This is a genomic window from Bradyrhizobium algeriense (assembly GCF_003062295.1).
Classification (GTDB): domain Bacteria; phylum Pseudomonadota; class Alphaproteobacteria; order Rhizobiales; family Xanthobacteraceae; genus Bradyrhizobium; species Bradyrhizobium algeriense.
Window position 1 is genome coordinate 81,849 of the sequence record NZ_PYCN01000004.1, and the last position, 23,289, is coordinate 105,137.

At 64.0% G+C, this 23,289-nt stretch carries 29 protein-coding genes; 7 read left to right on the plus strand and 22 right to left on the minus strand.

Annotated elements, in window-relative coordinates; translation table 11 throughout:
- Nucleotides 1-43: 43 nt before the first annotated feature.
- A complete protein-coding gene (cobT, locus tag C7G61_RS11340; protein ID WP_108514187.1) occupies nucleotides 44-1,060 on the plus strand; it encodes a nicotinate-nucleotide--dimethylbenzimidazole phosphoribosyltransferase in 1,017 nt (338 codons plus the stop codon).
- Nucleotides 1,061-1,122: 62 nt separating this feature from the next.
- Nucleotides 1,123-1,560 carry a hypothetical protein gene (locus C7G61_RS11345; protein WP_108514188.1) on the plus strand — a complete coding sequence of 146 codons (438 nt, stop codon included), beginning with the start codon at nucleotides 1,123-1,125 and terminating at the stop codon, nucleotides 1,558-1,560.
- 95 nt (nucleotides 1,561-1,655) lie between these two features.
- On the opposite strand, the gene C7G61_RS11350 is transcribed toward C7G61_RS11345, so the two are convergent.
- The 7 genes from C7G61_RS11350 to C7G61_RS11380 form a co-directional block, all read right to left on the minus strand.
- Complete coding sequence (locus C7G61_RS11350) at nucleotides 1,656-2,069, minus strand: VOC family protein (protein ID WP_108514189.1); 414 nt, start codon at nucleotides 2,067-2,069, stop codon at nucleotides 1,656-1,658.
- Nucleotides 2,070-2,106: 37 nt separating this feature from the next.
- The gene (locus C7G61_RS11355; RefSeq protein ID WP_108514190.1) at nucleotides 2,107-2,643 is read right to left on the minus strand and encodes an SRPBCC family protein; all 537 of its coding nucleotides are present in this window, start codon (nucleotides 2,641-2,643) and stop codon (nucleotides 2,107-2,109) included.
- A gap of 28 nt (nucleotides 2,644-2,671) precedes the next feature.
- Nucleotides 2,672-3,085, minus strand: coding sequence for a DoxX family protein (locus C7G61_RS11360; protein ID WP_108514191.1), 414 nt, complete (start codon nucleotides 3,083-3,085; stop codon nucleotides 2,672-2,674).
- 275 nt (nucleotides 3,086-3,360) lie between these two features.
- Complete coding sequence (locus tag C7G61_RS11365) at nucleotides 3,361-4,632, minus strand: RNA polymerase sigma factor (RefSeq protein ID WP_108514192.1); 1,272 nt, start codon at nucleotides 4,630-4,632, stop codon at nucleotides 3,361-3,363.
- A complete protein-coding gene (locus tag C7G61_RS11370) occupies nucleotides 4,629-4,997 on the minus strand; it encodes a YciI family protein (protein ID WP_108514193.1) in 369 nt (122 codons plus the stop codon). Before C7G61_RS11370 ends, C7G61_RS11365 begins: the two co-directional genes overlap by 4 nt.
- Nucleotides 4,998-5,088: 91 nt before the next feature.
- Complete coding sequence (locus C7G61_RS11375) at nucleotides 5,089-5,304, minus strand: hypothetical protein (RefSeq protein ID WP_108514194.1); 216 nt, start codon at nucleotides 5,302-5,304, stop codon at nucleotides 5,089-5,091.
- Complete coding sequence (locus C7G61_RS11380; protein WP_108514195.1) at nucleotides 5,301-5,603, minus strand: hypothetical protein; 303 nt, start codon at nucleotides 5,601-5,603, stop codon at nucleotides 5,301-5,303. The genes C7G61_RS11375 and C7G61_RS11380 overlap by 4 nt, the downstream gene beginning before the upstream one ends.
- Before the next feature lie 109 nt (nucleotides 5,604-5,712).
- Between C7G61_RS11380 and C7G61_RS11385 the strand changes: the two genes are divergently transcribed.
- Nucleotides 5,713-6,678, plus strand: a complete 966-nt coding sequence (locus C7G61_RS11385) for a 2-hydroxyacid dehydrogenase (RefSeq protein ID WP_108514472.1) — start codon at nucleotides 5,713-5,715, stop codon at nucleotides 6,676-6,678.
- A gap of 21 nt (nucleotides 6,679-6,699) precedes the next feature.
- Here the strand turns inward: C7G61_RS11385 and C7G61_RS11390 are convergent, their stop codons facing one another.
- Nucleotides 6,700-7,683, minus strand: coding sequence for a Bug family tripartite tricarboxylate transporter substrate binding protein (locus C7G61_RS11390; RefSeq protein WP_108514196.1), 984 nt, complete (start codon nucleotides 7,681-7,683; stop codon nucleotides 6,700-6,702).
- A gap of 29 nt (nucleotides 7,684-7,712) precedes the next feature.
- Nucleotides 7,713-8,810 carry a mandelate racemase/muconate lactonizing enzyme family protein gene (locus C7G61_RS11395; RefSeq protein ID WP_108514197.1) on the minus strand — a complete coding sequence of 366 codons (1,098 nt, stop codon included), beginning with the start codon at nucleotides 8,808-8,810 and terminating at the stop codon, nucleotides 7,713-7,715.
- Here C7G61_RS11395 and C7G61_RS11400 point away from each other — a divergent pair.
- Complete coding sequence (locus C7G61_RS11400; RefSeq protein WP_145963596.1) at nucleotides 8,782-9,897, plus strand: LysR family transcriptional regulator; 1,116 nt, start codon at nucleotides 8,782-8,784, stop codon at nucleotides 9,895-9,897. The genes C7G61_RS11395 and C7G61_RS11400 overlap by 29 nt on opposite strands.
- A gap of 130 nt (nucleotides 9,898-10,027) precedes the next feature.
- Here the strand turns inward: C7G61_RS11400 and C7G61_RS11405 are convergent, their stop codons facing one another.
- Both C7G61_RS11405 and C7G61_RS11410 read right to left on the minus strand, forming a co-directional pair.
- Entirely contained in the window at nucleotides 10,028-10,456 is a 429-nt protein-coding gene (locus C7G61_RS11405) for a VOC family protein (protein ID WP_108514199.1), read from the minus strand.
- Nucleotides 10,457-10,660: 204 nt separating this feature from the next.
- On the minus strand, nucleotides 10,661-11,320 hold the full coding sequence (locus C7G61_RS11410) for a TetR/AcrR family transcriptional regulator (protein WP_108514200.1): 660 nt from the start codon (nucleotides 11,318-11,320) through the stop codon (nucleotides 10,661-10,663).
- Between the two features lie 108 nt (nucleotides 11,321-11,428).
- On the opposite strand from C7G61_RS11410, the gene C7G61_RS11415 reads away from it, so the two are divergent.
- Nucleotides 11,429-12,073 carry a glutathione binding-like protein gene (locus C7G61_RS11415; protein WP_108514201.1) on the plus strand — a complete coding sequence of 215 codons (645 nt, stop codon included), beginning with the start codon at nucleotides 11,429-11,431 and terminating at the stop codon, nucleotides 12,071-12,073.
- Nucleotides 12,074-12,173: 100 nt separating this feature from the next.
- On the opposite strand, the gene C7G61_RS11420 is transcribed toward C7G61_RS11415, so the two are convergent.
- The 11 genes from C7G61_RS11420 to C7G61_RS11470 form a co-directional block, all read right to left on the minus strand.
- On the minus strand, nucleotides 12,174-12,740 hold the full coding sequence (locus C7G61_RS11420; protein WP_108514202.1) for a TetR/AcrR family transcriptional regulator: 567 nt from the start codon (nucleotides 12,738-12,740) through the stop codon (nucleotides 12,174-12,176).
- Nucleotides 12,741-12,744: 4 nt separating this feature from the next.
- Nucleotides 12,745-13,212, minus strand: coding sequence for a nuclear transport factor 2 family protein (locus C7G61_RS11425; RefSeq protein WP_108514203.1), 468 nt, complete (start codon nucleotides 13,210-13,212; stop codon nucleotides 12,745-12,747).
- Between the two features lie 69 nt (nucleotides 13,213-13,281).
- Nucleotides 13,282-13,737: a tol-pal system-associated acyl-CoA thioesterase gene (gene ybgC, locus C7G61_RS11430; protein ID WP_244608256.1), complete on the minus strand. Its 456-nt coding sequence runs from the start codon at nucleotides 13,735-13,737 to the stop codon at nucleotides 13,282-13,284.
- Nucleotides 13,738-13,818: 81 nt separating this feature from the next.
- Nucleotides 13,819-14,730, minus strand: a complete 912-nt coding sequence (locus C7G61_RS11435; protein ID WP_108514204.1) for a metallophosphoesterase — start codon at nucleotides 14,728-14,730, stop codon at nucleotides 13,819-13,821.
- 94 nt (nucleotides 14,731-14,824) lie between these two features.
- The gene (locus tag C7G61_RS11440) at nucleotides 14,825-15,142 is read right to left on the minus strand and encodes a DUF6869 domain-containing protein (protein ID WP_244608257.1); all 318 of its coding nucleotides are present in this window, start codon (nucleotides 15,140-15,142) and stop codon (nucleotides 14,825-14,827) included.
- Nucleotides 15,143-15,227: 85 nt separating this feature from the next.
- Nucleotides 15,228-16,277 (minus strand): Holliday junction branch migration DNA helicase RuvB, encoded by a 1,050-nt coding sequence (gene ruvB / locus C7G61_RS11445; RefSeq protein WP_108514205.1) that lies wholly within the window; start codon nucleotides 16,275-16,277, stop codon nucleotides 15,228-15,230.
- 9 nt (nucleotides 16,278-16,286) lie between these two features.
- Nucleotides 16,287-16,826 carry a hypothetical protein gene (locus tag C7G61_RS11450; RefSeq protein WP_244608258.1) on the minus strand — a complete coding sequence of 180 codons (540 nt, stop codon included), beginning with the start codon at nucleotides 16,824-16,826 and terminating at the stop codon, nucleotides 16,287-16,289.
- The gene (locus tag C7G61_RS11455) at nucleotides 16,823-17,242 is read right to left on the minus strand and encodes a cytidine deaminase (RefSeq protein WP_108514206.1); all 420 of its coding nucleotides are present in this window, start codon (nucleotides 17,240-17,242) and stop codon (nucleotides 16,823-16,825) included. The genes C7G61_RS11450 and C7G61_RS11455 overlap by 4 nt, the downstream gene beginning before the upstream one ends.
- 47 nt (nucleotides 17,243-17,289) lie before the next feature.
- Nucleotides 17,290-17,907, minus strand: coding sequence for a Holliday junction branch migration protein RuvA (gene ruvA, locus C7G61_RS11460; protein ID WP_108514207.1), 618 nt, complete (start codon nucleotides 17,905-17,907; stop codon nucleotides 17,290-17,292).
- Complete coding sequence (gene ruvC / locus C7G61_RS11465) at nucleotides 17,904-18,431, minus strand: crossover junction endodeoxyribonuclease RuvC (protein WP_108514208.1); 528 nt, start codon at nucleotides 18,429-18,431, stop codon at nucleotides 17,904-17,906. Before ruvC ends, ruvA begins: the two co-directional genes overlap by 4 nt.
- 234 nt (nucleotides 18,432-18,665) lie before the next feature.
- Entirely contained in the window at nucleotides 18,666-19,412 is a 747-nt protein-coding gene (locus tag C7G61_RS11470; protein WP_108514474.1) for a YebC/PmpR family DNA-binding transcriptional regulator, read from the minus strand.
- Nucleotides 19,413-19,613: 201 nt separating this feature from the next.
- Between C7G61_RS11470 and C7G61_RS11475 the strand changes: the two genes are divergently transcribed.
- Complete coding sequence (locus C7G61_RS11475; RefSeq protein ID WP_108514209.1) at nucleotides 19,614-21,383, plus strand: methyl-accepting chemotaxis protein; 1,770 nt, start codon at nucleotides 19,614-19,616, stop codon at nucleotides 21,381-21,383.
- Nucleotides 21,384-21,491: 108 nt separating this feature from the next.
- Entirely contained in the window at nucleotides 21,492-22,916 is a 1,425-nt protein-coding gene (locus C7G61_RS11480) for a methyl-accepting chemotaxis protein (RefSeq protein ID WP_108514210.1), read from the plus strand.
- Nucleotides 22,917-23,289 lie beyond the last annotated feature (373 nt).

Sequence of the window (23,289 nt, forward strand, 5' to 3'; positions counted from 1 at the left end):
CGTTTTAGCGTGCGGCCCCGCCCCGACGTCCCGAGAGAATCGCATGCCCTTCGACAGTCTAGACGACATCCGCGCCTTCTGTCGCGACTTGCCCGGCGGCTATCGGCGATTCGCCGATATCGCCACGCAGCGTCAACAGAATCTGACAAAACCGTCGGGCAGCCTCGGCCGCCTCGAAGAACTCGCGATATGGCTGGCGCAATGGCAGGGCCGCGAGAAGCCGCTTCTGGATCGCGTCACCATTGCCGTGTTCGTCGGCAATCACGGCGTCGCTTCGCGCGGCGTCTCGGCCTATCCGCAGGCCGTCACCGCGCAGATGGTGGCGAATTTTGCCGCAGGAGGCGCGGCCATCAACCAGATCGCAAAGACCGCTGCCGCCGAGCTTCGCGTGGTGCCGATCGAACTCGAACGTCCGACGCGCGATTTCACTGAAGCGGCGGCGATGAGCCCGGAGGAATATCTCGAAGCCGTCGACGCCGGATATCGCACCGTGCCTGAGGATTGCGATCTGCTGGCGGTCGGCGAGATGGGCATCGCGAACACGACGACGGCGGCAATGCTGTGTGCGGCCTTGCTCGGCGGCGGCGCGGCGCGCTGGGCCGGCCGCGGCACCGGCGTCGACGATGACGGGCTGGCGCGCAAGCGCGCGGCGATCGAGACCGCGCTGAATTTCCATCGCGGCATTTTGGGAGACCCGCTGGCGGTGGCGGCAGCGCTCGGCGGCCGCGAACTCGCGGCGATCGCCGGCGCTGTGCTCGCCGCAAGGCAACATACCGTTCCGGTGCTGCTCGACGGTTTCGTGGCAACAGCGGCGGTGCTGCCGCTCGCGCGTCTCGATGCATCCGCGCTCGATCATTGCCGCGCCGGGCACGTCTCGGCCGAATCCGGCCATCGCGATCTCTTGCGCGAAATGAGGCTGCTTCCGCTGCTCGACCTCGACATGCGGCTCGGCGAGGCGTCCGGCGCGGGGGTGGCGATCCTGCTGGCGCGCGCCGCGCTGGCCTGCCACGCCGGGATGGCGACATTCGCAGAGGCCGGCGTCTCCGGCGCGGAGGATTGACGAAACCTTGCCACATATGTCTGCGTAACTGTCTGAGGGCAGACAATGCTGAGGAGCCGCGTATGCGAATAGCGGTCGTCAAGGTAGTCGTTGTCGCCGCCGCGCTGTTCGCGGCGATCGCCCCTGCGCGGGCCGAGGTTCGCATTCTCGCGAGCCCGGGCGGACAGGTCGGCCCGTTTATCGCGCTGTTCGATCGCGTGAACGCCTCCGGCGAGCGGGTCGTAATCGACGGGCCATGCCTGTCGGCGTGCACACTGGTGCTGATGATGGTGCCGACTGAGCGCATCTGCGTGACGCGCCGTGCGGTGCTCGGCTTTCACGCCGCACGGTCGATCGACGGCCGCGGGCGAATTTACGCCGAACCGGAAGCCTCGCGGGATGTGGAGGCAGCCTATCCGGCGCCGGTGCGGGATTGGATCGGCCGCCGCGGCGGATTGACGTCACGGCTGCTGCTGTTGCGCGGGCGCGAACTCGCCGCGATCTACCCGCGGTGCAGGTAGGGATCTGTAGGGTGGGTTAGCGAAGCGTAACCCACCGACCTCTTTGCCGTGATGGTGGGTTACGGCTGCGCCTAACCCACCCTACCAATCACGCGTTACATGTCTTCCTTCGGGCAGTTCACCATCCAGGGAATGCCGAACTTGTCGACGCACATGCCAAAGCCGTTGGAGAAGAAGGTCTTGCCGAACGGCATCCGCACCGTGCCGCCCTCGGCGAGCGCGTTGAACCGACGCTCGGCGTCCGCGGGATCCTCGACCGCGAGTGCGACGGAGATGCCCTGCGGCTGATGGTAATCGCCGGGCGTGGCGTCGGACGCCATCAACACCTCGCCGTCGACGGTGATGCGGGCATGCATGATCTTGGTCTTCCAGTCCGGCGGCATCGGCATGTCGGCGGGACCGTCACCATAAGGCATCATTGCCTCGATCTGCGCGCCCAGCGCCTTTTGATAGTACTTCAGCGCTTCCTCGCAATTGCCGTTGTAGAACAGATAGGGATTGACTTGCATCGCGGTCTCCTTGGGTAACTGGAATTCGAGTGACGAGTTATTTCTCGGTGAGCTTCTTCAAATTGGCAAGACCGGCTTCGAAATCCTTTCCGATCATGTTGTCCAGATTCATGAACACCTGGATCAGCCTGGACATGAAATTTGCGGGACCATGCATCAGCCATGTGACATGGGTGCCATCGCCCTGCGGCAGCATTGTGAACTCGGCAGTGTTGTGGCCTTCAAACGGCGTGAAGAAATCGAGCTTGATGACGATCTTTTGCGGCGCGGAGGCTTCGAGAATTTCCATGCGGCCGGAACCGACATTCTTGTCGCCGGCCCAGGCATAGACCGCGCCCTTGCCGCGCTCTGCGCCGCTATAGGTGCGCTTCATCGCCGGATCCTTCTGCTCGTAGGGCGACCAGCTCAGCCACTGATGAAAGTCGGAGATCAACGGAAAGATCCCTTCCGGCGGCGCCTTGATGCTCACCGAGCGCTGTACCCGCAGCATGCCCGGCTTGGTCGCAGCGAGAATGAGGACCGCGGCGATGGCAACCGCCAATATGACAGCGATGATGACAAGAACTTCAGACATGTCTGGCTCCACAAGATGTTGCCGCTGATCAACGGCGGAACGGGATCAAGGTTTGCAAATTCCGGTCGCGCAGCCACAGCCCACCCCATACCATCAAGCCGAGATAGAGTCCGAACAGCGTGTGCGTGAACAGAGGACTGCCGATCCGTACATGCGAAGCGATCGCGCCGCCGAGATAGCCCGTGAGCAGGATCGCGCCGAGGATCGAGGTCGGCGGTATCGCGTAGAGCACGGTGCAGACGATGGTGATAGCGCCGAGGCCGCGCATCAGCGCATCGCTCGAACCATAGCCCATCCTGTCCATGGTTTCGGTGACGACCGGCCACGGCACCAGCTTGATGGCGCCGTCGATCATCAGGAACACGATGACGAGTGCGCTGAGGACACGGCCGGTCCAGCGCGCGGGCTTCGCGACTGGCGTAGTCTCAGTGATCGTTGTCATGGCTTGCTCCTGTCGTGTCGTCTTGAATGGCTGCTCGAATTCAAGACGAACGACGGGAGGCGGAAACCGACAGAGGGAGTGAATTTTTTTGTGGCGTTCGGCCTTCTTCCCTTCTCCCCTTGTGGGAGAAGGTGGATCGAATGAGCGTCAGCTCATTCGAGACGGATGAGGGGTTTGCATCCGCGGAGAGAACCCCTCATCCGCCCTCGCTTCGCAAGGGCACCTTCTCCCACAAGGGGAGAAGGAAAAAAGCAAGGGGAGAAGGGAAGAAGAAACTACTTCCCCGCTTTTTTGCCGAGGGGCTGGCTGTCGCGCTGGAGGCGGTCGAGATGCATGCGGATGTGGGCGGCTTCGGCCGAGGTGTTCGCCAGCGCAATGGCGCGGTCGAAGGCGGTGCGGGCCTCGTCGTTACGGCCGAGTTGCATCAGGAAGGCGCCGCGCACGCCGAAGAAATGAAAATAGTTCGACAGCCGCGCCGCCAACGGCTCGATCATGTCGAGCCCGGCCTGCGGTCCCTTCACCTTGGATACGGCAACCGCGCGGTTCAGCGTCACCACCGGCGACGGCTGCATGATTTCGAGCGCGCCATACAGCAGGTCGATCTGGGTCCAGTCGGTATCTTCGGGCTTTTCGGCGCGGGCATGCAGCGCCGCGATCGCGGCCTGCACTTGATAAGGCCCGCTGCGGCGATGGCGCATCGCCTTGTCGATCAGCGCCAGCCCCTCGGCGATGAGAGACTTATTCCACTTTGAACGGTCCTGATCGTCGAGCAGGATCACCGCGCCATCCGCATCGAAGCGGGCCGCAGCGCGCGCGTGCTGTATCAGCAGCAGCGCGGTCAGCCCCATGATCTCGGGCTCGCTCTGGAACAGCCGCAGCAACAGCCGCGCCAGACGAATCGCCTCCTCGCACAACGGCGCGCGAATCTCGGCGGTATCGCCCGAGGCCGAATAGCCCTCATTGAAGATCAGGTAGATCATGGCGGCGACGGAGGCGAGGCGTTCCGAGCGCTCCACCGCATCAGGCGTTTCGAACGGCACGTTGGCGTCGGCCACGCGCGCCTTGGCCCGCGTGATGCGCTGCTCCATCGCGGCTTCCGAAACCAGGAAGGCGCGCGCGATCTGCTTGACCGTGAGCCCTGAGACGATGCGCAGCGCGAGCGCGATCTGCTGGGTCGCCGGCAGGTCCGGATGGCAGCAGATGAACAACAGCCGCAGGATGTCGTCGCGGTAGTGCGAGCCGTCGAGACGCTCGGCCAACTGTTCCTCGGCGTCATCGAGATCGGAGATCGCCTCGTCCTCGGGCAACGCCTCCTGCTTCTTGCTTCGTCTGATGTCGTCGATCGCGACATTGCGCCCGACCATGATCAGCCACGCCGCAGGATCGCGCGGCGGGCCGTTCTGCGGCCAGCTCTTCAGCGCACGGAGGCAGGCGTTCTGAAACGCCTCCTCGGCGGTGTCGAGATTGCGGAAATAGCGCAGCAACGCGCCGACCGCCTGGGGGCGAGCCGAAGTCAGCGCGGCATCGATCCAGGCGGCGTCGGTCATGGCTGCACACTCCCCGGCACAAACTGACCGACGGGACGGATCTCGTAAGCGCCGCCGGGATTGGCCGCGCCGAGGTCGCGGGCGACATCGAGCGCCTCATCGAGGTTCTTGCAGTCAACGAGATAGAAGCCGAGCAACTGTTCCTTGGTTTCGGCATAGGGGCCGTCCAGCACCAGCGGCGGATCGTCCTTGCGCAGCGTGGCCGCCGACGTGGTCGGCAGCAGCCGCGCCACCGGGCCAAGCCGGCCCTGTTTGGTCAGTTTGTCCTGCACGACGGCAAGCTTCTTCATGACCGCGGCGTCCTGTTCCTTGGTCCAGGAACCGACGGTATCTTCGTCGTGATAGCAAAGGATGGCGTAAAGCATGGGACCAAGCATCTCCGTTGTCTTGATGACGAACGATTATGCCTTTAGCCGACAGGTGCGTCGAAGAAATTTTGAAATGTTCCGTCGCCGGTCAGGGACCGATGATCGGCGGCGGTGGCGGATTGAAGTGCCGGTAGGTGTGGACGACCGCCTTGGAACAAAGGCCGCACACGACGAGGACCAGAAAGATGATCTTCATCCTGGTCCTGAGGGCCTCGCGCCTCGTCATGCCAGCGTCGCGGTGACAGTTTCGCCAGCAAAGCACCAGCGAAAGCACCACCACCGCGATGATGACGGCCTGGATCACCAGGAGATGCCATACTGCGCGGCGATTTGGCGCGCCTTTTGCTCGTCGGTCTGACGCCGGGTCGCCCCGGAGCGGGAGGCCTGCTTCCCGAAGGCTTGCTTCCTTGAGGCCTGCTGCCTGAAGGCTTGCGGCTTCGCGGCGTCAACGGTGGCAGATGGCGCGGCGGCGGGCGGCGCGGCAACGGGCGTCGCAGATACGGCCGGCGCATCGTCGCCGGCCGGTACCCGATCGATGCGTTCAGCGGCCTGCGCCGAGACGGAAGCGAGAGCGAAAGCAGCGATGAGGACCAATTTGCGCACTTGAAGTCTCCCTTGTTGGATGAAAGGAGGCTAGAGAAGCGGCTCGATCGATTAAGTGATGGAAGTCACGCCGGGTGACGATGCGAAAGGGACGACTGAGAGAATGACAGTGAACAAAGGTGCGCTCGCTATCCTGGTGCATGGCGGGACTGAAAACTGGTCGCCGCGACGCTGGAAAAGCCGGTTCGACGACGTCTGCCCGGACCGCCGCGTGCTGCTGGTGCCGGATAATTCGTTCGATCCCGCCGAGGTGCATTACGCCGCGGTGTGGAAGCCGCGTCCGGGCGAACTTGCCGCCTTCCCCAATCTGCGTGTCATCTTCAACCTGGGCGCCGGTGTCGATGCGCTGATGGCGGACCGCTCATTGCCCGACGTAACGCTGGTGCGCGTGGCCGTCACCGATCTCACCGCGCGGATGACGGAATATGTCGTGCTGCACGTGCTGATGCACCACCGGCAGGAGCTTTACTTGCGGGAGTCGCAGCGCGCCAAGCGCTGGGCGCCGAAATTGCAATGGGCGGCGAGCGCGATCTCGGTCGGCGTCATGGGGCTGGGCATGCTCGGGGCTGATGCGGCCGATGCGCTCAAGCGTCTCGGTTTTCGCGTTTCCGGCTGGAGCCGCAGTCCCAGGACGATCGACGGCATCGATTGCTTTCACGGCGAAGCGCAGTTCGACGCGTTCCTGCGACAGACCGACATCCTGGTCTGCCTGCTGCCGCTGACGCCGGAGACGCGGCACATTCTCAACCGCGCGCTGTTTGAAAAGCTGAACCGCAAAAGTCCGCTCGGTGCGCCGGTGCTGATCAATGCCGGCCGCGGGGGCTTGCAGAACGAGGCCGACATCCTGCAATGCCTCGATGACGGCACGCTCAGTGGCGCCTCGCTCGACGTCTACGCCACCGAGCCGCTGCCCGTGGACAGCCCGTTCTGGACCCACCCAAAAGTGGTGCTGACCCCGCACAACGCCGCCGACACCGATACCGACGAGATATCCAAATACGTCGCGCAGCAGATCGCGCGCTTCGAGGCCGGCGACGCGCTGGAAAATGTGGTGGACCGTGGGCGGGGGTATTAGTATGGCGGCTGAAGCGCGGCCTCATTCAGGCTTGATGTTGCCGGCCGTGACGACATGGCGCCATTTCTCGATCGAAGTATCGATATGGGCCATGTATTGCTGCGGTGTGGAACCGATCGGTTCGTAGCCGATCTCGTCGAGGCGCCGGCGCAGGTCGTCGGATTTCAGCGCCGCCTGTGCCACCGTGCCGAGTTGAGTGACGATGGCTTCCGACAGATTGGCCGGTGCGACGATTCCAAAGTCGGGCGCGGCGTCCACCATCGGCAGACCGGCTTCCGCCATGCTGGGCACGTCGGGGAGTTGCGCGATCCGTCCCGTCGTGCTTCCCAACGCCCGCAGCTTGCCACCGCGAACATGCTCGAGAACGGCGGGGATCGTGCTGAAAGTGAAATCGACCTTCCCGCCGAGCAGGTCGATAATGGATGGCCCGCCGCCGCGATAAGGCACCGGGACAACGTCGATGCCGGTTTCCTGCCGGAATTGTTCGCAGCCGAGATGAACCGCCGTGCCGAGGCCGGCGGTCGCCATGCTCAGCGTGCCCGGCTTCGACTTGGCCAGCGCGATCAGCTCCTTGACGTTGCTGACCGGAAGAGATTCCGAAACGACCAGCAGCAAGGAGGTGCGGGCCAGCAGGGATACCGGCGTGAAATTCTTTTTGGTGTCGTACGGCAGCTTGCTCCCGAACAGGCTGGGATTGATCGTGAACGCGCTGTCGACGACGCCGATGGTGTAGCCGTCGGGCGCAGCAGTCGCAATCGCCTGGGTACCGATGATGCTCGCCCCGCCGCCCCGGTTGTCGATGAAGAGTGATTGGCCGAGCTTCTCGCCCATCGCACCGGCGACGAGGCGTGAGACGATATCCGATGCGCCGCCGGCGGCATAAGGGACGACGACACGGATGGGACGCTGCGGATATTGTTGCGCCTGCGCGCGCCGTCCAGCGAGCGATGTGGCCGCGACGGATGTCAAGCTGGCCAAAAGCGAGCGTCGATCTATACGGATCATGATTTTGTGTCCCGGTTTCTGGTCGGTCGTCAGGCGCGATATCGATCGATGAGGTCCATATCCGGATCACCGCCGAGACCCGGCCCATCGGGAATATCGATAAAACCGTCCGCAATCGGCGCGAAGCTGCCGCAGGGATCGAAGGCAAGATCGCAATAAAATCGTTCCAGGGCGCTCGCGCGCGCCTTGGCTGCCAGCACCTGGATCGTCGCGAGATAGCCCGGGCCGAAGAATGGCGAGTGGGGAACGCAGGTTGTTCCGGCCGCTTCCGACTCGGTGCAGATCCGCCAAAGCGGCGTAAGGCCGCCGATCTTGATCACGCTGGGTTGAACATAGTCGACGCAGTCATCTGCGAGCATCTTTTTGAAATCGAGCGCATTGCTGGCGTTCTCTCCGATGGCGGTCGCAACGCCCGTCGCATGCCTCAGCGCGGCAAGCGATGCGAAATCCTCCGGCGGCCAGATCGGTTCTTCGATCCACAGCAGATCGGATGGCGCCATTTCGGCAACGGCATCGATGGCATTCGCGGGCAACCACGCACAATTGGTATCCACCATCAACGGCACACCGGGGCCCGCCACGCCGCGGGCCGCGGCGACCGCGTCGGCCGTACGCTCGTGCAATTTGATCTGTTTAAACCCCTCACCGAGGGCGCGGCCGACGATGCGTCGAACCCGTTCCAGTTCGCCATTGTACTGCAGCAGGGACGCATAAACCTCGATGCGATCGCGCCTGCGACCGCCAAGCAAGGTCGAAACCGGCACTCCGGCAAGTTTGCCGCGGATGTCCCATAGCGCGATGTCGAGACCGCTGATGGCGTGAATGGTGGCGCCCGCGCGACCTAGATTATGCAGCGTTCGCTCAATCCGCGCCGGCAACGCCACATCGTCGACTTTCTGGCCGATCGCCAGCGGCGCGACCCATTGGTCGATCGCCGGAACCACCGCCGACCAAAAGCCGCCATAGGCTTCGCCCCAGCCCACCGTGCCACCATCGGTCGTGACCCGTACCAGAACGGTATCGAGCGTGGTGCGTGGCCGGCCCGCGAAGGCCGGTGAGGGCCCCCAATGGTCAAATGGAATCCGCAGCGCGAATGCCGTGATCGCCGCAATCCTGGGCGTGCTCATGGAAATGAACCTTCGACGATCCGGCTTGCCCTTTGATGACCAAAGGCCGGCCATACGGCCTGTCTGGGCGTCCCAAGCCATTGTCGCCGCAACATGCATGTGTTCAAAATACCAAAAGCTGCATCAATCATGCTCTGAGGTTATGATGTTGAGCGTTCGGGAGTTGGAGGTCTTTCGCCGGGTGATGGAGCTGGGCACCGTTACCGCGGCCGCAGAGGCACTTCATATTTCTCAACCGGCCGTCAGCCGGACCCTCCAGCAGGCGGAACGACGGCTCGGCTTCCCGCTGTTTTTGCGCCGCAAGAAGCGATTGCTGGCTACGCCGGAGGCGCAGTCGTTGTTTTCGGAGACCGTCAGGGCGTTCGCCGCCTTCGATCTCGTCCAGAAGCGCGCGGCCGACCTCGGCGCGGGGCGCGCGGGCGGGCTCAACATCGCGGCGATTTCGGCCTTCGCAAATGCGTTGCTTCCGAAGGCCGTCGCAACGTTCTGCAAATCGCGGCCTGATGTCGTTGTCACGCTTCAGTCGATGAGCGCGTTGCAGGTCGCCACCCACGTCGCCAATCACCAGGCAGATCTGGGGTTCGTCATCGATTCCATCGCGACGCCGGGCGTGTCTGTGAGCGACCTCTGGGCCACCGACTTCGGATGCGTCATGCCGCGCACGCATCCGTTGGCGTCAAAGCTTCATGTCGTGCCCGCCGATCTCGAGCAGGAAAGGTTGATATGTCTGAGCCGGCAGCTGCCTTTGGGGATCCTCGCGGTGCGCGTTTTTGCCGATGCAGACATCCCGTTGAAGACTGCAATCGAGGTATCGCAGTCCACCGTGGCATGCGCGCTGGTGCGGGCCGGCGCAGGTCTGGCGCTATTGGACGGGCTCGGAACGATGGGGATGCCGGCAACAGATCTGGTGATGCGGCCGTTCCATCCTTGCCTCAAGGTAATGGGCAGGCTCGTCCGGCCGCGCCACATGCTGCAGTCCCGGTTGACCCGCGATTTTATCGACACACTGAGCGAGGTCATAAAAACCCAGGATAGCTGCGCCGATAGCGTCGCGATATCCTGGGCCGTCAGCGAGAAGAATTCGTGAGGTTGGCGCTTCCCGGCCTGGGCACAATGCTGGAGGACAGATCCGTCATCCCGTCCAGCGTGATCGCACCGGTTGCGAGACTGGTGCGCAATGGCGCACCAGTCGGGGACGATATTGGCGTTCGCCGGCCTCACCCCTTCGCGGGCAGCGCGTGCGCAAAGCTCCAGGAATGGCCGAACGGGTCCATGATGCGGGCGTAGCGCGCGCCCCAGAACGAATCCCACGGCTCCAGCGTGACGGTGGCGCCGGCGTCCCTGGCGCGTTTCACCGCCGCATCGCAGTTCTCGAATTCGAGATGCATGGTCACCGACGTGCCCTTGATCTGATCCGGCGGAAACACCGCGTCGACACCGTGGGAGCCACGATGTTCGGGAAAGTCGTCCATGACGAAGATCCGCGCGCCGTTGACCTGGATTTCCGAGTGCATCAGGCGCTTGCCGTCCTCGGCCGGCATCCGGACAGTTTCGGTGGCGCCGAGCGCCTTCTTGTAGAATTCGAGGGCTGCGTTGGCGTCGCGGACGACGAGATGGGGGGTGACGATCTGGACGGCTTCAGTCAAGGCGCACTCCTGAGTTGGACACGTTATGAAGACGAGCGAGGAAGCTGGAAACCGACAGCTACTCAAAGAAAGATCGTCGTCCCTGCTTTCGAACGCAGGGACCCATAACCACCGGCGTTTGTCGTATGGGAGGTCCCCCACCACCGCGTTCTACCGATAGATCACGCGGTATGGGTCGCCGCGTTCGCGAGGACGACGGAAGAGCTATTTCGCCGGCCCGACCATCACGTCGATCGCGCCATTGACGATCGCCTCCAGTTCTCCGCGCGGCGTTCGCGCGCGGGCGCGAACGGCGATCGAGTGAAGGGTGGCGGAGGCGAGTTGCGCCAGCACGGCCGGATCGGCGCTGTCCGATAGTTCGCCCTGCTCTTTCGCCCGCCGGAAACAGGCCGCGAAGGCCTTGTCCATTCCGGTCAAGCCTTCCTGCACCATGGCGCGGATGTCGGGATCGGCGACCGCCTCGGAGGCGGCCGTCATCAAGGTGAAGCAGCCGCGGGGACCTGCTTCCCCGGACAAATAGATGTCGAGCGCCACCGCATAGATGCGGCCGAGGCGCTGCCGGATCGGCAGTTCGTCGCGGAAAATATCGGCCATCGCCGCGCTCGCGTCCTCGCGATAGCGGCGGTAGCTCTTGATGAACAGCTCGCGCTTGTCGCCGAACGCGCCGTAAAGGCTCGGCCGGTTCATGCCGGTGGCGGCAGAGAGATCGTCCAGCGAGGTCGCCGCGAAGCCATCCTTGCGGAACAGATCGAGCGCCTTGCCGAGCGCGACGTCCGGCTGGTAGGCGCGCGGCCGGCCGCGACGCTTCGGCGCCACGGGATCGTCGATCTTCGTCACAGGCGGCTTTTTACTTTTTTGTACCATTTCGCAATAAATTCCTTGACCACGCCTATATTATGCGGAACAGTATAAAAATCAATCCCTGCCCGCCTGAGCGCTGGCCCGGTTGATCAACCGCCAAGGAGGCAAACTATGGATCTGTATTTTTCGCCGCTCGCCTGCTCGCTGGCGACCCGGATTGCGCTGTATGAAGCCGGCGCCGAGGCCAACTATCTCGAGGTCGATCCCAAGACCAAGGTGGTGCAGAAGGACGGCTCGGATTTTCGCGCCGTCAACCCGCTCGGGCTGGTGCCGACGCTGCGCACCGATGACGGCACGGTGCTGACCGAAAACGCCGCGATCCTGCAATATGTCGCCGATCGTTTTCCCAACGCCGGCATCTCGGCGGCATCTGCGGAGGAGCGCAGCCGCCTGCATCAATGGCTCTGCTTCATCGGCACCGAACTGCACAAGGCGCTGTTCGTGCCGCTGCTCGACAAGACGGCGCCGCAGGACGCCAAGACCTACGCGCTGACCAAGAACCTCTCGCGGCTCGACTATCTCGATAACTACCTGAAGGGCCGCGAATTCCTGCTCGATCATTTCAGCGTGGCCGATGCCTACCTCGTCACCATCATCAACTGGACGATGGCGACGCCTCCGGTCGAGCTGGCGAAATGGCCTAACGTGAAAGCCTATTACGAGCGGCTGCGCGCCCGCCCCAGCATCGCGAAAGCCTCCGCCGAGGAGTTCGAATTGTACAAGGCCGAACTCGCGCGGCACAAGGCTGCGGCGTAAGCAAGCGTAGCCCGGATGGAGCGGAGCGAAATCCGGGTAAACTCGCGCGACGTGCTGAGCCGTCCCGGATTGCGCTGCGCTTCATCCGGGCTACGAAACGTCAGACTGGCGGCGCGAGCAACCGCGCCGTCAGATCGCTCAGCGCACGGCGAAAGATGCCGGCGTCATTGCGCGCCCGTGCCAGCACCAGCGCACCCTGAATGGTGAGCAGCGCATCCTCGGCGCGCCGCTGCGCCTGGCTCCTGCTCAATCCGGATCGCCGCAATAGCGCCGCCAGCGCGACCTGCCAGCGCGCAAAATAAGCATCGACCGCTTCGGCAAACGTATCGCGCGCCGCTCCGAGCGCGACCAGGCCGACCAGACAGACGCGATCGCCGGAATGAAAATACTGGTCGACGCCCGCGATCATCGCGGCGATCGCGCGCGCGGGGTCGTCGGCTTCGCGCAACGGCGCATAGATGTTGAGTTCGAACCAGCCGTCGATGTCGGCCAGCACCTCGGCAGCCATCTGCTCTTTGCCGCCGGGGAACAGGTGATAGAGGCTGCCCTTGCCGAGCCCGGTGGCCTCCGTGATCAGCGTCAGCGAGGCGCCTTCATAGCCATGCGCGCGAAACACCTCGCCGAGCGCGCGCAACACTTGGCTGCGCTCGACGCCCTTCTTCAGCATGGCGTCACAGCGGGTCCTCGCCCAGCCCCGCGACATCGGCCGGGCGCGGCCCAGGCGCCGGCCAGTGGAAGCGCCGCTCGCTCTCCTTGATGGCGATATCGTTGATGCTGGCCTCGCGCCGCCGCATCAGGCCGTGTTCGTCGAACTCCCACTGCTCGTTGCCGTAGGAGCGATGCCACTGCCCGGCATCGTCGTGCCATTCATACTGGAAACGCACGGCGATGCGGTTTTGATCGAACGCCCAGAGATCCTTGATCAGGCGATAGTCGTACTCCTTCGCCCATTTGCGGGTGAGGAATTCGACGATCGCATCGCGTCCCTGGAAGAATTCGGAGCGGTTGCGCCAGCGGCTGTCCTCGGTATAGGCGAGCGACACCTTGACCGGATCGCGCGAATTCCAGGCGTCTTCCGCCATGCGCGCCTTCTGGGCGGCGGTTTCGCGGGTGAAGGGCGGCAGCGGCGGACGCGACATGAGGCTTCTCCGGGATTGGTGATCCCGAGATCATTGTACCGATCGGTACAAGGAGTCAATCGGCAAGAATCAATCCGGCGCCAGGTCAGCCTTCATCAACTGCCGCAGCGATTTCGGGATCGGCTGCGCTTTGCCGTTGCAGATGAAGGCGACGCGCACCGCGGCCTTGATCAGCACCTCGTCGGCGCGCCGCACCTCCTGCGCCAGCGTAATCGAAGCGCCCTTCACCGCGACCGGCCAAGTCACGACGTCGAGCACGTCGTCCATGCGCGCGGGGCGCAGGAAATCGAGCTGCATCGAGCGCACCACGAAGGCAAAGCCCGGCGTCTCCTCCTGCGCCTGTTCGAACAGCGCATGCTGCGACGCGCCCATGAGACGGAGATGATTGGTGCGCCCGCGCTCCATGAAGCGCAGGTAGTTGGCGTGGTAGACGATGCCGGAGAAATCGGTGTCCTCGTAATAGACGCGGACCTGCATGTGATGGCGGCCGTCACGGATCTCGCCGTCGAGATTGAGTAATGTCACTTGCGGTTCCTGATCGCGCTGCAATGCACTGGTTTTGCGCAAAATCGGGTAGGCACGCAAGCGCTGCGGTGTTCCTGCAGGCTACGCCACCGCGGGCCGCGCCGCGCCCAGCGTCACCAGCACGATTTCCGGCGGCACCCCGAGACGGAACGGCATGATGCTGCAACCGAGGCCGCCGGAGACCACGACGTCGCAGTTCATCTTGATGTGGCCGTAGGCGAGTTGCTGTCCGGACGGCGCGACCGGCGACCAGCCGAGCATCCGCACCTGGCCGCCATGCGTATGCCCGGAGAGCTGCAGCGCGACGCGCGAAGGCACGCGCCGGGCGACGTCAGGCTCATGCGCCATCAAAACGACGGGGGCATCGTCGGTGATTTTCGTCAGTGTCGCGCCGAGATCGTCGACGCCGATGCGCTTGAGCGGCCTGAAGCGGCGCGCCGGCATATAGGCGAGCTGGTCGCCGAGACCTGCCAGCCAGAACGAATGGCCGTTCTTGCTGAGTTTCTTGGCGTCGTTCTCGTAAACCGGAATGCCGGCAGCCTCCAGCGCTCGGCCTGCGGACGGCAATCCCTGCCCGTGGCGCTGCACGTCCTTGTCTTCCCACCAATCGTGATTGCCGAGCACGGCGTGCACGCCGAGCGGCGCCTTCAGGCCGGCCAGCACGGTCGCCCATTCGGCATCGGGAATGAAGCGCGTCACCTTGCGATGTCCGGCCACATAGTCGCCGAGCATGACGACGATGTCAGGCTTGAGCGCATTGGTACGCTCGACGATCTCCTGGATATGATCGAGCGACATCCAGGGATCGCAGGCGTGGAGGTCGGCGATCGCAGCGATCCTGAGCTTGAGCCCAGCGGGCCATTGCGGCGGTGAGATATTGTACCGCACGACGCGAAGCCGGACGACCGGCGCACTGAACCCGTAAGCGGTGGTCGAGACGCCCAGCGCGCCCAATCCACCCATGGCTTTCAGAAAATGCCGGCGAGTTAACATGTGATCCAATCGTGATGCAGTGCAAACATGGTGGCGGATTGAGCCTGAATTGCGGTGCGATTGTGCAGTTCGTCAGCAGAGCTCCAGCAGCTTCTCACCAGCGGTTCTGCCCCACCAGCGCATCCAGCCGCGCCTTCAGCTCATCGGGCGCGCGGTAATACCATACGCCGCCGAGCAGATCGTGGAAACGCTTGTCGGCAGACGCCTCGCGCTCGATGCGGTCGATGGTCTCCACGCTGATGACGTCCTCTAGCGGACCGGCGGCAAGCAGCGACAGCATCACCGGGTTGGTCTCGATCTTAAGGATCTCGACGATGAGGTCGATTGCCTTATCGGGGTACTCCTCCCGCAGATCGCGCTCGTAGTCCATCATGGCGAAGAAATTGTCATCGCGGTCGCGCGTCGAACCCATAGTTTGTTGCACTCCACGGCAAGCAGACCCGGCGCCGAAGCGCGCCTGGCATTTGGCATTGCTGGAATGATCAGGTTCGAAGCGATCAATCGTCGCTGTCGCCGTTGCCGAAAAGGCCGAACTGCGCAGGGTCGCGCGCGGGTTCGGCGAGGCCGAGATGGCGGAAGGCGTGCGAGGTCAACAATCTGCCGCGCGGGGTGCGCTGCAAATAACCGCACTGGATCAGGAACGGCTCGATGATGTCCTCGATGGCGTCGCGCGGCTCCGACAGCGCCGCCGCCATGGTCTCGACCCCGACCGGCCCGCCGCCGTAGTTCAGCGCGATCGTCGTGAGATAGCGCCGGTCCATGGCATCCAAGCCTGCGGCATCGACCTCCAGCGCGCTCAGCGCGTGGTCGGCGATGGCGCGGTCGATGGAGTTCGCGTCCGCCGCGGAAGCAAAATCCCGCACGCGGCGCAGCAGGCGGCCGGCAATGCGCGGCGTGCCGCGGGCGCGGCGCGCGATCTCGTTGGCGCCATCCGGCGTCATGCCGATGTTGAGCACGCGGGCGCCGCGGGTGACGATCTTCTCCAGCTCTTCCTCGGTGTAGAAATTCAACCGCACCGGAATGCCGAAACGGTCGCGCAGCGGGTTGGTCAACAGCCCTGCGCGCGTGGTGGCGCCGACCAGCGTGAACTTTGCCAAATCGATCTTGACCGAACGCGCCGCCGGGCCCTCGCCGATGATGAGGTCGAGCTGAAAGTCCTCCATCGCGGGATAGAGCACTTCCTCGACCGCCGGGCTGAGGCGATGGATTTCGTCGATGAACAGAACGTCGCGCTCTTCGAGATTGGTGAGCAGCGCGGCGAGATCGCCGGCTTTTGCGATCACCGGGCCTGATGTCGCGCGAAAACCAACACCGAGTTCGCGCGCCACGATCTGCGCCAGCGTGGTCTTGCCGAGGCCGGGAGGGCCCACGAACAGCACGTGATCCAGCGCCTCGCCCCGCTTGCGCGCGGCCTCGATGAAGATCGAGAGATTCTTGCGCGCCTGCGCCTGCCCGACGAACTCCGACAGCAATTGCGGACGCAGCGCGGTGTCGCCGACATCGTCGGAACGGCGCTCGGGGGTGACAATGCGGGAGGGAGGATTCATGTGGCGATGCTACCACGATGCCACGGCTTCGCGAGCCACCAGCACAGGGACGTCGGCCCGATCGCAAGGACAGCGAGCATCACGGAGAGAGTAAGGGCGGCGCGCGCAGACCGGACATCCGGCAAAATCACGGCCGATGATTCCAAGGGCACGACGAACATGCCGAACACGACGAAGCCGGCGACGGCAATGGCCGCGGCCAGCCACGCCATCGAGATCATATTGATGCCGCCATAGACTGCAGCCAGCGCGAATATCAGCCCGGCTGACCGACGGCAAGAACGACGCGAGCGCCGTCACGAATGCAAGCAGTCCTACGGCAACCGAGATCACGGTGCGCAGCGCGTCGAGTTCGAGAAGTGCGAGAAACATTTGCAGCAGCGCCGCGCCAAACGCGACCACGATCAGCGAAATCAGCGCCGCGATCGTCAGCGGTCCTACAATGGAGAAAATCAGGACGATGCCGATCGCGCGCGCGAAACGGCCGACGATGGCACCGGCTGAATAATCGCTGGCCGCAGGCGTGACGATGCGGGGGGACGGGTTCACTCGCTGCCCCGCTTGTACTTGTTGGGCAGGAGTTCGCCGATGGTCACGACTTTCGGCGCACGGCCGTTGTCGGGAACGATGACCCGCGCGTTGGCGTCATAGTCGTGGATCAGCTCGCGACAGATGCCGCAGGGCGAGACCACCGCGATCTTGCCGGGCTCCCCGGGCTTGGGGTGACGCACGGCGACGATGGTTTCGATGCCGTGGTCGCCGGTTTCGGTGATGGCACGGCCGATGGCGATCGCTTCGGCGCAGACCGCGATCCGGCCGATATAGGCGTCGATATTCACGCCGGTGACGATACGGCCGTCCCGGGTGCGCATGGCGGCGCCCACCTCCTGCCAATCGTCGCGATAGCGCTGGCTGATAGCTTCGGTGGCGGCGGCAATCAGCTCCTCGTCATTGTTGCTCAGCATGGTGGAGAATGCATTCCTTTGTCAGTCGGTGGCCGGCCGACCCCAGTCTATTTCGACAATTCCTTCAAGCCCAGCCGGATCAGTTGCGCGATCTCGGCTTTCTCGCCCGCGCTGCGGGAGGCGGCGGCGATGGCGGCGGCGGCCTGCGGCTGGCCGTAGCCTAGATTGACCAGCGCGGAGATCGCGTCGGTCACCGGGCGCGGCGCGCGGTGATCGTCGATTGCGCCGGCAAGATGCACCACGGCGGGATCGACATTGGCGAACGCCGGCGCCTTGTCTTTCAATTCAGAGACGATGCGCTCCGCGACTTTCGGGCCGACGCCCGGCGTGCGCGACACCGCGGCCTTGTCGCGCAGCGCGATGGCATTGGCGAGTTCGGCCGGCGGCAAAGTCGACAGCACCGCGAGTGCTACCTTGGCGCCGACGCCCTGCACGGTCTGCAGCAGGCGAAACCATTCGCGCTCGGTATCAGTGCGGAAGCCGAACAGTTTTATTTGATCCTCGCGGACATAGGTTTCGATGGAAAGCACCGCCGCATCGCCGGGCGACGGCAGCGCCTGCAGCGTGCGCGAGGAGCAATGCACCTGATAGCCGACGCCGCCGACGTCGAGGATCACGTAATCCTCGCCGTAGGAATCGATCAGGCCTTTGAGCTTGCCGATCATAGGCTCGCCACCTTCAGCCGCAACGCCGCGCCCTGGCGGTGATGGGCGTGCGTGATCGCGATTGCCAGCGCGTCGGCGGCGTCGGGGGATTTCGGCTCGGCCTTGGGCAGCAGGATCTTCAGCATCACGGCGATCTGGTTCTTGTCGGCATGCCCCGCGCCGACCACGGTCTTCTTGACCTGGTTGGGCGCATATTCCGCGACCGATATGCCGAACATCGCGGGCGCCAGCATGGCGACGCCGCGGGCCTGGCCGAGTTTCAGCGTGGCGACGCCGTCCTTGTTGACAAAGGTCTGCTCCACCGCGGCCTCCGCCGGCCTGAAATCGCCGAGGACTGTGGCGAGCCCCTCATGGATCGCCAGGAGGCGGCTGGCCAGCGGCAGATCGTCCGGCGGCTCCACCGAGCCGCAGCCGATGAAGACAAGCCGGTTGCCCTCGGTCTCGATCACGCCCCAGCCAGTGCGGCGCAGGCCGGGGTCGATGCCGATGATCCGGACGGGTTGGCGAATCGGTGGGGGTGTCATGGCGTAGTGATAACGCCAGAGCCGGGTGAACGAAACATAAAGAGAACGGAAATCCCCGCGAAAGCGTGCCCCGGGCGTCGGCTCACCTCAGTTACTCGTCGTCCCTGCGAACGCAGGGACCCATACGCCGCGGCCCTAATTGTTTTGGGAGGTGTCGGTCATCTCGCTTTTATCGATAGGACAACGCGGTATGGGTCCCTGCGTTCGCAGGGACGACCAACTACCTGCAACCAATTACCCGCCCATCTTCGCGACCAGCGCGTCGGAAATCTCGAAATTGGCGTAGACGTTCTGGACGTCGTCGTGCTCGTTCAACAGGTCCATCAGCTTCAACAGCTTCTCGCCGGTCTCGTCGTCGACCGCGATCGTGTTCTGCGGCTTCCAGGTCAGCGCTGCCTTGCGGGCTTCGCCGAATTTCGCTTCCAGCGCCTTCGCAACCTCGCGAAAGGTTTCCTGCGAGGCGTAGATCTCGTGGCCGCTTTCGCTGGAGACCACGTCGTCGGCGCCGGCCTCGATCGCCGCATCCAGCATCGCGTCGTCGGAAGCTTTGCTGGCGTCATATTCGATGACGCCAGTGCGGTCGAACATGAAAGCGACCGAGCCGGTTTCGCCGAGATTGCCGCCGGACTTGGTGAAGAAGGTGCGGACATCTGAGGCGGTGCGGTTGCGGTTGTCGGTCAGCGCCTCGACGATCACGGCGACGCCGCCGGGCCCGTAGCCCTCGTAGCGGATTTCGTCGTAGCTCTCGCTGTCGCCGCCGGTCGCCTTCTTGATGGCGCGCTCGATATTGTCCTTCGGCATGTTCTCCTGGCGCGCCGCGATGACGGCCGCGCGCAGCCGCGGATTCATGGCCGGGTCCGGGGTCCCCAATTTGGCCGCCACCGTGATTTCCCGCGCCAGCTTGCCGAACAGTTTCGACCTCTGGGCATCCTGCTTGCCCTTGCGGTGCATGATGTTCTTGAACTGGGAATGGCCGGCCATGCAGGGGTCTCTTGGATTCGTCCGGGAGGGATGCGGGTGAAGCGCGGCCTTATAGGCCGCCAATCGGCCGAAATCAAAGATTTGCGAACCCATGAGGGTATGCAAGTACTGCCGCCTGCCGGAATGTCAGGCAGTTGTTAACCATGATTTCATGCTCGGATGAGAGGATTTCGCACCTGTCCTCAACTTTTAAGAGACGTCATGGCGTTCGGTTTGTTCAAAAAGCGGGTGCCGGAACCGGCTGCGCCTGCCGCTGAAGCCAAGGTTCCACAGGCCATGGCCGGGACTGAGGCCGTCATTGCCGATGGCGATTCGGCCAAGGCAATCCTTGAACTGCTGGAGCTCGAACTTGGCGCGATGATCCGCCAGCTCGAACGCGCGGCCAACTCGGTCGCCGGGGGCGCCGAGGCGACGGCTGCGACGCTGTCGACCATCCGCCGGCGCACCGATGCCCTGACGAACCGGACCAACGCCGCCCAGGGCACCGCGACCACCTTTTCGCACGCCGCCGACAAGTTCACCCAATCGGCGCAGGGCATCGGTTCCCAGGTGCGCGACGCCAGCAAGCTTGCCGACCAGGCCAGCGAGGCCGCCCGCGAAGCCAGCGCCAATGTCGACCGCTTGCGGGAATCCTCGGCGGCGATCGGCAATGTCGTCAATTTGATCGCGCAGATCGCGCGGCAGACCACGCTCCTGGCGCTCAATTCAACGATCGAGGCCGCACGCGCCGGCGAGGCCGGGCGCGGCTTCGCGGTGGTCGCGACCGAGGTGAAGGCGCTCGCGGTGCAGACCCAGAACGCGACTGAAGAGATCACCAAGAAGATCGAGGCGCTGCAGCGCGACGCCGCGGGCTCGGTCGACGCCGTCCATCGCATCTCGCAGGCAATCGAGGCGATCCGCCCGGTATTCGAGAACGTCAATGGCGCGGTTGCCGAGCAGAACGCGACAACAGGCGAAATGGCTGACAATGCGGCTTCCGCGTCCAGTTTCATCGGCTCGGTCGGCGACAGCGCCACCGAGATCGATCACGCGACCAAGGAAGCCGAAGTGCATGGCGAAAGCGTCGCCCAAGCGGGACGGGCCGTCACCACATTCGCGCAGAAGCTCAAGTCGCGGTGCGCCGTGCTGCTGCGCCAGGGAGAGAAAGAAGGCGACCGCCAAGACCGCCGCAAGGACCAAAGGCTGCCCTGCAGCCTCAAGATCGAAATTGCCGCCCCGCGCGGGACGATATCAGCACCGGTCTACGAAATTTCCATGGGTGGCCTTCTGGTCAGCGGGGCAGACGCGGAAACGCTGGCGCAGGGCCAGAGCTTCAACGCGACGCTGCAGGATATCGGCGCCTGCCGGATTCGCATCGTCCAGCGGTCGAAGGCCGGCACACACGCGCAGTTCGAAAGGCCGGATGCGGCGCTGACCGAGAAGATCGAAGACAAATTATGGTCGATCCAGGACGACAATACCGAAGCCGTCACCCGCGCGATGGAAGCCGGCGCGGCGCTGAAGAAGATTTTCGAGAATGGCGTCGATAGCGGCGCTATCTCGATCGAGGACATGTTCGACACCAACTATGTCGAGATCGCAGGCAGTAACCCGGTGCAGTACCGCACCAAAATCCTGGACTGGGCCGACCGCACGCTGCCGCCGTTTCAGGAGGCGTTCCTCGCCAGGGACAAGCGGATGGCGTTCTGCGCCATGATCGACACCAACGGCTATTTGCCTGTTCACAACAAGATCTATTCGCATCCGCAGCGGCCGGGCGATGTCACCTGGAACACCGCCAACAGCCGCAACCGCCGCATCTTCAACGATCCGGCAGGCCTTGCCGCCGGGCGCAACCAGCGCGCCTATCTGATCCAAAGCTACGCGCGCGACATGGGCAACGGTAACACGGTGATGATGCGCGAGATCGACGTGCCGATCCGCGTCAAAGGGCGCCACTGGGGCGGGTTCCGCACGGCCTATCGCCTCTAGTGCGCTCTCAGGCAAGACGCCAAGGCGCGAATCACTCTCTAAACTTGGAATTGGAATGCGATCGCCGCGGCGTGCCGATCGTCGGCTCTGACTGGAGAAAGCTCGAACATGTCCGTTGTGCAGCGTGCAGTGCTGGACACTCATTCCAACCAGACACTGGCCGAACGACTCATTGACCAGCTTGCCGACCGCATCGGCGGGCTCGGCGTGGAGCTTGCCGATATCGCCGGCAACGTCCAGGAGGTCGCAAGCCGCGTCGCGAACCAGTCGGAGCGGTTCCATCACTTACAGAAGACGGCCGAGACGATGGTCTCGGCCAACCGCGACATCGCTAACGCATCGCAAGCGGTGCAATCGACCACGTCCGCAGCCGTCGAAGAAATCGTTCAGTCGCACAGCGCGGTGAATACGGCTGTCAGGCACATCGCCGAACTCGTCGAAGCGGTCGGCCGCATCGAGGCCCGGCTCAGCGCCGTCGGCTCGGCCCTGTCGCAGGTCGCAAAAGTTTCCGGCTCGATCGAGGCGATTGCGAAGCAGACTAACCTGCTGGCGCTCAATGCCACGATCGAGGCGGCGCGCGCCGGAACCGCCGGCCGCGGCTTTGCCGTGGTCGCGAGCGAAGTGAAGAGCCTGGCGGAGGGGACTCGCCAGGCCACGCAGCAGATTTCCGATACCATGCGCGATCTCGACGGCCAGATCGGCAGCCTGATCAGTGAGAGCAGCGACGCCTCACTCCGCGCCAAGAGCGCCGGTGAAGGCGCACAGCAGATCAGCGGCATCATCGCGCGCGTGCACCAGGGCGTCGCGTCCGTAGGCCAGGAGATTGACGGCGTCGCCAGGGCTGCGACCTCCAATCTCGGCCATTGCGACACCGTTATCACCGAGCTCAGCGAGCTCGCCAAGGGCGTCGACCTTTCCTCGCGCGACCTCAAGCACGCGGACGACCAGGTGGCAAAGTTGCTCGAGACCTCCGAAGGCCTGATCGCGCTGATCGCCGACAGCGGCGTCGAGACCTCGGATGCACCGCTGATCCGCGTCGTCGTCGACACCGCGAAGCGCATCGCGGCCGAGTTCGAGGCCGCGATCGACCGCGGCGAGATCACGGCCGACCAGTTGATGGACGAAAAGTATCGCGAAATCGCCAGCACCGATCCGAAGCAATATCTGACCGACTATGTCGCCTTCACCGACCGCGTGCTGCCTTCCATCCAGGACCCGATCCAGAAGAGCGATCCGCGCATCGTGTTTTGCGTCGCCTGGGCCAAAGGCGGTTATCTGCCGACCCACAATCCGAACTACCGCCTGCCGCAGGGCAAGGACCCGGTCTGGAACAATGCCAATTGCCGTAACCGCCGCCTGTTCAACGACCGCGCGGTGAAGAAGGTGGCGGCGAACACAAAACCGTTTCTGCTGCAGACCTACCGGCGCGACATGGGCGGCGGCAATTTCGTGCTGATGAAGGACCTGTCGTCACCGATCTTCATCCGCGGCCGCCACTGGGGCGCATTCCGGATGGGCTTTCGGCAGAGCTAACCCGTAATCGGTTGTCGAGACTTGGCCTCGGCGTGCCTGCCAGCGTCAAGGGCCGCAACTGGGGCGGCCTCCGCACGGCCTCCGAGCCGTAGCCACGCGCCTGACCTGCGCAGATTTCATCTAAGTCGCGCATCGCTTCGCGCGATTCGTCGCAGGCTGCCTGGAAAATGCGCAGCACAACGGCCCTTTGTGTAAGAGCCGTCCGATTTTTTCGTAATGGCACGATTATCAGGGATGCAGCCAGACTCCGGGATTGGCATATCGCTCCCTCTCCTTGAACCTTCGTCGCCTGAGCTGGTTGTAGACAAGCTCAGAATCCAGGCTTGAGAAATCCGGCCTCTTCTTGCGCACGACAGCGGGCCGGTGAGGGTCA